The sequence below is a fragment of the Alteromonas sp. 07-89-2 genome (assembly GCF_013113925.1).
GTDB lineage: Bacteria > Pseudomonadota > Gammaproteobacteria > Enterobacterales > Alteromonadaceae > Alteromonas > Alteromonas macleodii.
This window is the reverse complement of the sequence record NZ_VTYM01000017.1, coordinates 42,918-54,660: the sequence shown is the minus strand read 5'-3', so window position 1 is coordinate 54,660 and position 11,743 is coordinate 42,918. Positions and strand designations below refer to the sequence as shown.

General features: G+C 39.5%; 11 protein-coding genes. All 11 read right to left on the bottom strand.

The genetic code is table 11. The features are described from left to right. Positions 1-30: 30 nt before the first annotated feature. The 11 genes from F0261_RS12600 to F0261_RS12550 all read right to left on the bottom strand — a co-directional run bounded on the left by F0261_RS12600 (position 31) and on the right by F0261_RS12550 (position 11,553). The gene (locus F0261_RS12600) at positions 31-678 is read right to left on the bottom strand and encodes a PEP-CTERM sorting domain-containing protein (protein WP_171338131.1); all 648 of its coding nucleotides are present in this window, start codon (positions 676-678) and stop codon (positions 31-33) included. 145 nt (positions 679-823) lie between these two features. Further along, entirely contained in the window at positions 824-2,059 is a 1,236-nt protein-coding gene (gene wcaK, locus F0261_RS12595) for a colanic acid biosynthesis pyruvyl transferase WcaK (protein WP_171338130.1), read from the bottom strand. A gap of 16 nt (positions 2,060-2,075) precedes the next feature. Then, a complete protein-coding gene (locus F0261_RS12590; protein WP_171338129.1) occupies positions 2,076-3,296 on the bottom strand; it encodes a glycosyltransferase in 1,221 nt (406 codons plus the stop codon). Further along, positions 3,297-4,721, bottom strand: a complete 1,425-nt coding sequence (locus F0261_RS12585; RefSeq protein ID WP_171338128.1) for an oligosaccharide flippase family protein — start codon at positions 4,719-4,721, stop codon at positions 3,297-3,299. A 13-nt stretch (positions 4,722-4,734) separates the two neighbouring features. After that, positions 4,735-5,616, bottom strand: coding sequence for a glycosyltransferase family 2 protein (locus tag F0261_RS12580; protein ID WP_171338127.1), 882 nt, complete (start codon positions 5,614-5,616; stop codon positions 4,735-4,737). Between the two features lie 48 nt (positions 5,617-5,664). Continuing rightward, the gene (locus F0261_RS12575) at positions 5,665-6,525 is read right to left on the bottom strand and encodes a glycosyltransferase family 2 protein (protein WP_171338126.1); all 861 of its coding nucleotides are present in this window, start codon (positions 6,523-6,525) and stop codon (positions 5,665-5,667) included. A gap of 2 nt (positions 6,526-6,527) precedes the next feature. Continuing rightward, positions 6,528-7,415, bottom strand: a complete 888-nt coding sequence (locus F0261_RS12570) for a sulfotransferase (RefSeq protein ID WP_171338125.1) — start codon at positions 7,413-7,415, stop codon at positions 6,528-6,530. Further along, positions 7,412-8,536, bottom strand: coding sequence for a glycosyltransferase family 4 protein (locus F0261_RS12565; RefSeq protein ID WP_171338124.1), 1,125 nt, complete (start codon positions 8,534-8,536; stop codon positions 7,412-7,414). The genes F0261_RS12570 and F0261_RS12565 overlap by 4 nt, the downstream gene beginning before the upstream one ends. Continuing rightward, positions 8,533-9,102, bottom strand: a complete 570-nt coding sequence (locus tag F0261_RS12560) for a serine O-acetyltransferase (protein WP_039230052.1) — start codon at positions 9,100-9,102, stop codon at positions 8,533-8,535. Before F0261_RS12560 ends, F0261_RS12565 begins: the two co-directional genes overlap by 4 nt. After that, positions 9,092-10,411, bottom strand: a complete 1,320-nt coding sequence (locus F0261_RS12555) for an O-antigen ligase (RefSeq protein WP_171338123.1) — start codon at positions 10,409-10,411, stop codon at positions 9,092-9,094. Before F0261_RS12555 ends, F0261_RS12560 begins: the two co-directional genes overlap by 11 nt. A gap of 2 nt (positions 10,412-10,413) precedes the next feature. Next, a complete protein-coding gene (locus F0261_RS12550) occupies positions 10,414-11,553 on the bottom strand; it encodes a glycosyltransferase (RefSeq protein WP_171338122.1) in 1,140 nt (379 codons plus the stop codon). Positions 11,554-11,743 lie beyond the last annotated feature (190 nt).

Here is an 11,743-nt window from a genome sequence, read left to right as displayed (position 1 = left end):
ATCGCTTCCTTTTCTGTAAGTTATTAAATCTTATATTTTTTTCCTGCGACGAGTAACGCCCATAACGATTAGAGCGAGACTTGCAAGGCCAATATGTGCAGGTTCAGGAACCGCTATAACAGATGATTGTTGACACACGAGCGCGTTGTCACAAACCTCTACATTAGAGAAAGAAACTACTGAGCCAGACTGGTTTGCATCATTGTCTAAAATGAAAACCATACGGTCAAAAACACCTGTAAAATAATCGCCTACATTAATGGAGAAGTTCACTACACCATCACCGCTTGAGTAGCTTCCAAACGATGGTAGCGAATTCTCACTTGTTACTTGTGTTAGTTGTGTTCCGCCAAAGAAAACGAAATTGTCCATTTGACCATATTTATATGTATCGTTCGTTTCAAAAGCAATACCGTACAATTCTGCGTTCAAGCCTGTAGCTTCAACGGAAAAATTTAATATTGATGTACTTGTAAGCGTTACACCGTAAAGAATATCAACCCAGCGATTACCATTTAATGTAAATGTGTTTCCGGAATTAGACACTACTTCCGAACCTGTTTTGGATTGGTTACCATAGGCAGTGGCAGTGTAGTCACTAAAATTGATAAATGCTGCGTTAGCAGAACCACCGATAAGTAGCAATGTCGTTATTAGCGCACTTTTAATAAATTTCATGTTTTTTCCTTTTGACTAATGCATGAGGTCAAATACAGCGTATACAACACGTTAAAGCAAAAATTACGCCACAACCAAAAAGACCATATATTACAAAGCTTTGCCTTATCCCAGAAAAATTAATGTAAAAAAAGCAGACACTCTCTTATTGAGTGACTACTTTTATCATGTCTTTAGCTCTACCTTTTTCGGCTACGACTGCAACACGTACCTTTTCTCGCGCTTCGTCAATATTCGAAATACATTCCTTCACTTTACAAACGAGTTGCCCGTTTAAAAGTTCAGACAATGGTGCACCAAAAGAAGGTAAGCCTAGTTGATTCATAATGCCTTCGGACTTGTGTTCGTAGTTTAACGCAAATGCTGGTGTTCCAAAATTCATTGAAATTATAGCGCTATGCAAGCGTGTACCAATGGTTAGCTCACAGTGACTAAGCAGAGTACCCAACTCAACATCGTTTAGCTCATCCATAACAACCTTGTATTTTGAAACATCACGAATGTGCTTACTTAGTTTATAAGCGACCATTCGATCATCTTTCTGATATCCTTCTATTCCGGTACAGGTTGAACACGCAAGCACTTGGTATCCGTCTTCAATCAGTTCGTTGCAAAGCTCTGCAAAGCTCCGCTCATAATCTTCCTGGCTCACGCCTAGCCGTTTATCAAAAGGTTTTAGCTCTCTTAATGTAATCGCTACAGTTTTTCCGCCGGCGATAAAATCTAGTAGCGCTTTATTCTCGATATCTACATTGTTGTTATTTACTAACCATGCAGTATCCGCACCTTTGACATAACTTTTCGGTAAAGCAAACCTCTCTTCTAATAGCCCTTTACTTACTGATTCTCTGAGCCCAAATATTTTTGCGCGATGAAAGACGAGCTCGGAAATTTCACAAAACTTTTTATCTTCAAAAGGCCCAACTGAGTGACCTAAGATCAGTAGGGGTACCTGCGCAGCAAGCGCACATAAAGCGTGATGAAATTGTCCAACCCCATATAAATCAACAAAGAACGAGCCCCCTACCTGAATAACATAGTCGTAGCCTTTGAGTTCGTTTATGTAGCTTTTGAACTCAATGGGGAGACTTTTATGTATATCGCCGGTTTTTGCAGATGATAATAATCTCTCCAACAGAATAGGCTTTTGAATTTTGTTCTTAATTTTTGATTTTAAGCCACCTTTGTATGGCTGATATTTATACAACCAGTCATTCTTGAAAGGCCTCGAAAGTAATATTTCAGAACTTACGGGAAACCTCGACACCAAATCAAGTCCGATACTCGGTAACTGCTGCTCTAGCTCCTCAATTAATCCTCTTATGATTGCGCCATCACCTCTGTTTCCACAAGAATGGTTACCAATAATCAATATTTTCATTCGTTTGAAATCCGTTTTAATTTGTTAATATCGAGAGTAGTTGATTGCTCAACGTCGATGCATTAAATTCAGTTTCGACTTTTGCGCGAGCTGCAACTCGAATGGAAGAGAGTGAGTTGTGAACTACGATATCTTGCATTCTACTTTTAATCGCATTTGCATCACGTTCTGGTACCAAAAAGCCAGTTTTACCGTCTTCAATGAGCTCAGGTATACCACTGTGAAACGTAGACAATACAATAACTCCACTGGCCATTGCTTCCATAAGCGAAACAGGTATCCCCTCTTTATCACCTGAGGCATCTCGAACAGATGGAAGTAAGAATAAATCGGTTTGTTTCAACTCCTGAGCCACACGTTCAGGAGAACAAGCCCCGAGAAACGTAATTCGGTCTTTATTTTCATGCTCATCTACTATTTTTCGCAAATTTGGTAAAAGCTTCCCGTCTCCGATTAAAGTAAATTGACACTGTATATCCGCTTCAAGAACAGCTTGTATAGCATATTTCAACCCTTTTTTTTCTGTAGCCCTGGCAACAGAGAGAACTTGCAATGGAGGTTTTATGCTTTTGTCTATAAAAGAAAACTTATCAACATCCACGCCCATATGAATGACCTTAATATTTTCTTTTTGAGCACCAAAAGCAATCAATGACTCTTCCCAGTGTCTGCTTATAGGTAACAGTGTACCTCCAAGCTTACCGTATTCTTCACCCCAAATATTTAGTTGGTCATATCGACTTATTTCATATCCGTGAAAAACTGTGAATAAGTTTTCACAGTCAATAAGATTAGCGTTACGAAGATAATCAAGCACCACTCCATTGCTACCAAAGTGTGCTATGCAATTATCCATCTCAATTTTTCTTTTTCTCAAGAACCACGCTAAACACAACAAATCTTTCGCAAGAAAGAAATTTTTCTTTTTAACCAACCTTATTGCTAATCCAAGCACTTCCCTTCTTGGTTTAGCCATCACACAGTAAAAAACGCCTAATATCATTAAAAGCCATGACTTTCTCGAATGCGGCTTTGGTAAAATCGACGTGACTTTGTTTTTAGCCTCTGAACCAAAGATTGAAGTCAAAACAGACGAATCATCATTGATTGGGTTAACAGCTAACACATGTACATCCATACCTCTACTTTTGAGGTCTTTTACCTGATTTAGTACGAACGTTTGTGATAATACAGGGAATGTTCGTACGAAAAAGTAAACCTTTTTAGAAGCTGACATTTAAAATCCTTTTACTCTTTTGAGAGAGCCTTTTAACTCTTTAAAGAAAAACAACAATAGTGTAGCCAAAGCGAGTGTGAACAAAGCTACAGCAACCTCTTTCAACAAAAAGATGTTGGGCAAGAAAGGGAACACTAAATATTTCAATGCACAAAGAGGCAATACAAAAAACAACACGACAATAAACACATTCTTAAGAGAAAAACTGAAATCCACTTTGGTGATATATTGGATGAAATAGTAATTAACTATAGGAAACAAAGTTAACTGAAACAAAGCCATAGCCGACACAAGTGCAAGTACACCAAATTGAGAAGACAAGTAAATTACTAGGGCATTGGGCAGTAAAACGGCCACATTCCAAAAGAAGTTTCGTTTAGTATGACCAGTCGCTTGTACTAAAGGGCCAACTAAGTTCGAGCTGGCTACACGAACAAACCAGAATGTTGCAAGAAGAGATAGTATCCAACTATGCTTGGCATAAGATTCACCAAAAAATAACGTTGTGACCAAATCAGAAGTTATTATGACGGGCATGTAGATGCATGCCAAAACAAACAGCTGCAAAATAAAAAAATCTTTGTAAACTCGTTCAAAGCGCGACTGATCGTCTTTGACTTCTGCAAAAGCAGGTAGTGCTACTTTTCCGATTATGGGCTGAAACGCTTGAGCAGGTCGACTGGCTAGCTGCTTTATAACATGGTAAATACCCATTTCGTTGCTTGGCAATGTAACTGCAAGAATTATAACATCGAGTTGTCTTCTCAGGATGTTGAGTGCCTGAGAACCAAAATCAAAAATGCCATAATTAAATGCTTCTTTGTATATCGATGTATTTACTCTGGTGGAAAGATTTACATATTTTCCTAAGCACAGCATAAAACCAATTAACCTAAGAAGCTGGTAAATCACCACTGCACCTACAAGGCAAAGCAGCTCTAGATGCGTAAAGCTTATTGCAAATGCAAACGAGCCTATTTTCGCTACTATATCGATTTGTGCTACCTGTTGATGCTTAAAGTTTTTCATTCCTAATGCTTGATATTGCGAAGATAGAGATGAAACGACTAGTAACAACGTTGCTAATTTAAGTTCCTGCACTATGGCATCGTAACCGAGAAGATTAGCTAGAATCGGGGCGAGAAAAAAAAGTAATGTGCTGCAAACGACACCAATGATCAACGCTAAATAGTAGATTGCGTTGGAAGTTTCTTGGTCTGCATTTTTTTTATATATTAGAAAGTTTGAGATGCCACCTAACGCAAACGCGACAAAAATTTCTAAAATGAGGTTTACAACTGCAAACTGCCCAAAAATACTTGGTGACAAAACGCGTACTAGAATTGCTAGTTGAAGCATTGTCAGCCCAAGGTTGACGACAGTTGCAAGTGTCGTCCATGAAGTAGCCTTTACCAATCTACTCACTGAATATTCCTAATTAACTTCTTGAGCTTGTATTACCCACCATCAAACGGGTAATTTCTGCAAGTGAGACAACAAAAATTGCAATGACAACTTTCATAACAGAGAATTTTTTCTGAATAGTGGCTTTAGTTCCAAATAATGTAGTCAAAATACGTCTGATGAAGAGCTTAGACGCTCGCCAATACATTAAAATAGGTTTTAATTTTGACGAATTTTTATCCCAGGCACCGCCAATGACTCGTCGGCGCTTCTTCAATATTTCATCAAAACTTCTAGCCGGATGATTTACTATTGCCTCTTTGCAAAATACAACAGGAAAACCATTTCGAGATAAGCGTTTAGACATTTCATGATCACCGCCCGACTTTAAATTTGCATCGAAACAACCATGTTGTTCCAAAACCTGCTTTGCGGATAACCAATTGGCAGTGATACACGCCCCTTCTTTTGCATATTGTTCTTGTTTCATCGAAAAGAAAGACTCGTAATCCAAAGCATAGCGCTCTGCATTTTGTTCTTCATCAATGAAAAAGCTCATATCTCCAGCAATAACACCAAAACCTGGATTGGAGCGCGCGCTCTCGATTAGTTTCTCTAACCAAGAAGGCTCAGGAACACAATCAGAATCAGTAAATGCGACAAACTCCCCTTTTGCAATACTCAAACCTTTGTTTCTAGCTGCATAAGAACCCGTGCGAGTTTCTTGAACTGCAGTGATACCCTCAATACCCGAAATAACCTCAAACGTATTGTCAAATGACCCGTTGTCCACGACTATTACCTCAAATTGGTCAGCAGGAATCGTTTGTTTTTTTAATGCATCAATGCATTTCAATATTCGTCGACTGTCATTCCAAACCGGAATGATTACTGAGACTGTTAAGGCTGCACACATAATAATTCATATTTCCTTGAACTAAATTACCTTTATAAGAAGGCTTCTTTAAATCACTGAGGACTTACTTGATAACTTTCTTTTTACTGCATTGAGGAAGAACATGAATGTCGCTCTTACTCCTGCAATTTCGATAGCCTTTTTAATCCACGCCAATTTTGTCTTTTTGTGTTTAAGAGAAAATAGTACCTGCTCACAAATTCGTTTTTTGAACCAATATTCACCTAGAAACTGCCTATGCTTTCTTGCTGAGCCTAGACGCTTCTCGATATCACTTGGTTTCATTTTGCGGACTTTCGCCCCAATGCCATCTTCGTTTTGAAAGCGATATAGGAATATGGGAATGTTGATATTGATGAAAGACACACCACGCTCAAATAAACGAACGTACATGTCCCAGTCTTGTCCATTATTGAGTGACTCATCAAATGGCATATCAATCAGCAAATCACGTTTTGCGCTAAAGCCGCTCATACCACAATAGTGATTACCTCGAATAAGTGAGGTTTTAGACACCACTGTGTCAGAATTTATTCTAATTTTTGATTCATGCCCTAGATGTCTAAAACCTGACACCACAGCATCTGCACCATCAAGATACTTCTCTTGATGGTGATCTAAGTAAATCGGTAACCATATGTCATCATCATCAAGAAAAGCGACAATATCCCCACTTGATTCTTTTACACCTCGATTTCTAGCTACATTTGCCCCCCCGGACACCGGCTGTTTCAGGTAATGTATTCTAGTGTCATCAAATTTAGACAATACATCGTCATAGCTAGTCGCCGAATTGTCATCTACAACAATGATCTCTTTGGGTTGTACATGTTGGGCTAACACGCTTTTTAGCGACTGCTCTAAGTAATCAGGTCTGTTGTATGTGGTTATAACAACACTGAAGTCCATTATTAGATCCCTCTTATATTGTTGTATATTCGCTTCGCTGGCGAATAAATGTAGCGAGTATAAAGATGGTATGCCGCCCATTTGAGATTTGCTTGCCCTTCTATCTCATGTTTTGAATAGCCCAGCATGCTCGCTAATTGGAAAATGGAATCAGAGAATGTGTGCCCGAAAAATGAAGATTGTTTTGATGCTTTACTTTTTCTCGATTTTTCTTTTTGCACAAATTTGGATTCGACTCCCAAATCTTCACAAATTGCTCTAACGATCTCAGCTTGATCAGAAACAAGGTCTTCATATTTTATTAGTCTACAACGTTCAACCTGATCTTTAGAAAAGTTAAACCAATTCATGTAGTTAACCAACCACTGATTCTCAAGTGTGTCTAGTGCCACGTTCCAGCGTCTGAATTGAGATAGGAAAACATCTTTTGGATTTCGAACGATACAAACATAGTGACAGTTGAGTAAATCAGCATACTCGTGCTCAAATTCTTTCATCAATTGCAGCACACTTTGCTGCATTAGGTGATGCGGTGACTTTTCTATAAATACTGGGCCAAATTTTTGAATGATTTCATACCATCCTTTAAAAATTAGCTCTTTGTCATTGGTGTAGGGTGGTAGAGACCCCAAGTTTCTTTCTAGAAACTTAATTAGATCAGAATGTGCTCTTTCCTTGCTGTAAGGTACCGAACTAGCCAACATTTTTAGCTGTGGCATTTCTAAAATTGACGCAGCTTTCGTCCAGTAAAGTGTCTCCGATTCAAAATGCTGAGTCTCAGGGTAGTCCTTTATATTTAAAGCATCAGCTAAACTACGAAACAGAAAACTAGAACCAGAAGATTTTTCAGACAATATATAAACAATATTCAGTTTTTCCTTTGCCCTCATTGGGTGCCACCTGCTGCCTGCAGACGGCCTGTCGCTTTCATATATTGTCGTAACGTATTGACTGCAATTGCATCCCAATCGTACCTCGCCAAAAACGCTGATTGATCGATTTCGAGATTTAAATTGTCTAACTCATTCAACTTGTTGGTTAGCGAATTGACATCACCTACTCTAAAATAGCAATCAACCTGAAGTGCAATGTCCAAATTGGGTTGAATATCAGATAAAAGCACCTGTGTACCCGCGCTTATCGCTTCCAATGCGACAATCGGATGCCCTTCATGATAGCTGGGAAGAACAAATACTCTTGCAAATTTGTACAAACTCTGTAGCTCACTGCCACCGCGTCTACCCGCTATAATCACTTTCTCACTGGCTTTGGACTTTATCTTTCTCGAATAGTCGTCATTGTGATCTGCATCACCCACAATAACGAGTTTGTGGGTAGTTTCAGACTTATTGTAGGCATCAACTAAATCGTGTAGCCCTTTTTCAGGTACTAGCCTTGCGACGGCTAAAATATAGTTTCCAGAAGTAATCGCTAAGTCTTTAGGCAAGTCTTTTTCAGTACATCCTTGCCCGAAAGCCGCAAGTGTTCCATTGGGAATAAACGTAATACGGTCTTTTTGTTTGGGGTATTTCATCTTAAGCGTACTGGTTAATGAGCGCCCCACAACAATGACCTTATTTGCAAACAAGCAAGCCATTTTCTCACCCGACTTTAGGATGAATTTGGCAATCGCGTTCCATTTCTGACGGTCGTAGTCTGCACCGTGGTGAGTTACCACTACCTTCAAGCCTAAAAGACGCGCAAGGGGTGTAAATAGTGCGGGTCCAACAGCATGAATATGAAGAACATTTGGACGTATAAAAATCGCTGCATAAATAATAGCAACAAAGGTATGCAGAAACGTTTCTAAAAACTTATTTTGAATAGCCCACAATCCGATGACAGATATACCCTCATATTCACTGCGTCGGCTTTCCAAATATGGGCTTCTGCCAATCACGGTTATTTGAACATCCTCTTTCGCGATCCTAGGATAGATTTGCTGACAATGAGACTCTATCCCGCCCATGATGTTAGGGATGCCCCTCAATCCAACTACTGCAATTTTCATTTCTTGTGATCCCTATAGCTTTTGGGTCCATTTTCACTAATAACCTTTGCAGGCATACCTGCAATAGTTACATTACCCGAGAAGCTTTTGTTTACAACGGCATTAGCGCCAATACCTATATTGTCGCCCAAAACAATATCGCCATAAATTTTTGCACCTGGGCCAATGTAGCAATCATCACCTATATTCGGAGCCTTATTTCCATCTCTAATGTCTGCACCAATATTCACACAAACATGGATACGACAGTTTCGCCCGATTCGCGCATTTGCATTGACAACTATTGTTCCCGCATGTGCAATTGAGAGACCAGGACCAAATGCATTCGGAGGTATAGAGAAACCCAACTTTCTTCCTTTTTTCCGAACACGAAGCCTCAGCAGAACTGTATACACTCGACTTAACAGACCATGTTTACAGTTCAAATAATATTCCAGCTTTCTCAAGGACTTTTGAAAAGACCATATATCGTGAGTCAACTTGTTTTTAAGTGAAGGCTTGATATTCAATGCATCTAAGTCTGCACTGAGATACATTTTGTAATCAGATTTGCTTTCAATTCGCATTGAGTAATTCCCGATTGTCCGTAGAAACTTGCCTGCTCTTACTACTCTTTTTATGGCCAATTAGTACGGCATTTAATATGGCAAAGAAAATCAGTCCCTCGATATTCCACAATGGCATTGTAGCCATGTTCATTGCTAAGAAACCGACAAAAGAAAGCGCAAGAATTTTAGACAACTTTCTGTCTTTGAGTGTTAAAGCGTTGAGTAATACGCTTATACATACAAATACGAAACTCCCTACTCCTAAGACACCATATTCATAAATGTATGAAACAAATGTATTGTGAGCATATAAATTAAATCGACCTTTCCAAGAATCTGGACCAAAACCTAACAACTGGTTAAGTAAATCAGCATTCCTAAAGGCGTCTATATATTGGCTCCAAATGTAAACCCTTGCAGACATGATATCGCGCTCAGCGTCTGAAAAATAAATGGGAGCTTTCAGCATGAGGTCTAAATTGCTGAGTAAGAGGCCGATGTCAGCAAACCTTTCTTTCATGGTAAAAGACAAAGCGAGAAAGGAAGAAAGCAATACCATCGCAACTATCATCATCACAGGAGCTTTCTGCGAAGGCTTTAACCGTTGCTCTGCTAGCGTAAAGTAAAACACAGCTGCAATCGGAAGAATAGTGAGAATCGAAGTTCTGTAGTTAACTAATACAAGCAAGAAAACAGAAAGGGTAAACAAAGACGTTCTAAACGACAGTGTACCTCTTTCTATCAGGCCCACCACAAATATGAAGCTGACGATAATCATTGAGAAAGCGGCCTCATGGTTGTATCCACCGATGTAACTCGCCGAACCATCTGCTTCCGTAGCTTTCGCTTGACCTAACACAACAGAGAGAATCTGTAAGGCCACAGGCATAGTAAAGGCGACGAGAAGCTTCTTGAAGGTTGCATTTTGCCCCTGCACCCTTACGGATAGAATTAAAGCACTTGCGAGCACTAAAAAATAACACCATTTCACAAGTACATTAATAGTGCCTGGGATTTTCATATTCACGAATCCACTTATAGCGATGCACACGAAAAACAAAAAGAAAGGAAAGAATTTCTTAAGTGTAAAAACTGGAGTCGGAATCACTAACAAGCCTAGGCAAGCGACACTAATACTCCCAAGCGCATTGATGGAAAAGCCCACGATCAAAGGTGGATAAGTAATCGTATGAAATGCTGCCAAGAAAAACCTTAGCCATATTGCGCAAATCGCAAACGCTAGGTATTTATTACAATTGCCAGTGACAGTACGATACACCAGAATGAAACTGATCAGGCCAACGACAACTTTTAACCCTTCGAACATGCTTATTTACAAACCTTATCTATTATTGCAACCACCTTCTCCTGGAAGGCTTGGTAAGAGAATTGCTGTGCACAGCTTCTACTCTTGGCTGCATAGGAAGTGCGAACGCTGTCGTTTTCGAGCAGTTTTAAAGCGCCGCAAACACCCTGAACGTTATTGAGTTCACATAGAATACCGTTTTTCTCTTCGCTAGCACCAGACACGTGATAAGGATATTTCTCAGCAAGAATTTCAGCGGGACCTGATTCACAGTTAGTAGCGACTACGGCTTTCCCTAAGCACATTGCTTCAACAATGGCATTGGGAAAACCCTCTGCATTTGATGTGCTAACAAAAAATTCGGCGCTGCTTACATAAGGGTATGGGTTAGATTTAAACCCCAAGAAATGAACTTTGTCACCTACCCCCTGCTCTACTGCGAGGTTTTTCAGTTTAAGTTCTTCATCACCTACTCCCAGAATAACAAGGTTTTCTGAGATATTTGCTTTAGCGTAAGCGTTGATTAAAAGTGAAAAATTCTTGTTCTTTACTAATCGCCCTACACCAATAATGTAAGGTTTAGCAGGGAGGTCTAATACACTCTCCGCGGCCTGTTCCTTCAATTGTTCAATATCGTAGGGGTTATATAACACAGCTACTTTGTCTTTCGGCACTGCATAATTTTGGATTAAATCGGCTTTTACACCTTCAGAAACAGCCACTACACTATCGGCTTTATTATATAGCAACCTAACAAGTAATCGGCTTACCCTATCCTTTAAGCCACCTGACAGATGGCTGGTAGTATTAACCCTTTCACTAATAATTGATTTGAACCCTAAACGCTTAGAAAGCGCGACGTTTAGAAAATTACTTCGCGTTAAGAAACTGAATACATACTCAGGAGCAATCTTTTCCAAAACAGGCTTTAGCTGTCGATAACCCTCGACTAGGCTCCCCTGAGAGTCCAGTACAGTTTTATCGACGAACGCCGGGCATTGATGAGATTCAGGGAGATCATCCAAAAGAATAAGATGGACGGGAATCGTTTTTTCCTCGAAATAAGATTCCATTATGGTTAATAGTTTAACCATAACTCGTTCAGCGCCGCCGCCTTCAAGTGAATTTATTATAAACACCGCTGGACGCGCTGAGTACTTCATGAAAGTTCCTTTTCGTTGTAATAAAACTACAAGCAGTTCTAATGATATCAGGTGTAATTGATATTCGTACATGGTTTCCGCCCTTCAATGCTAATTAATGGCAAGTGCTTATCGAAGCTTTCGAGGGCGGTACATGATTTACCTAGCTTATAAGAAACACGAATTATGCCAATTATGATCACTTTTGAGT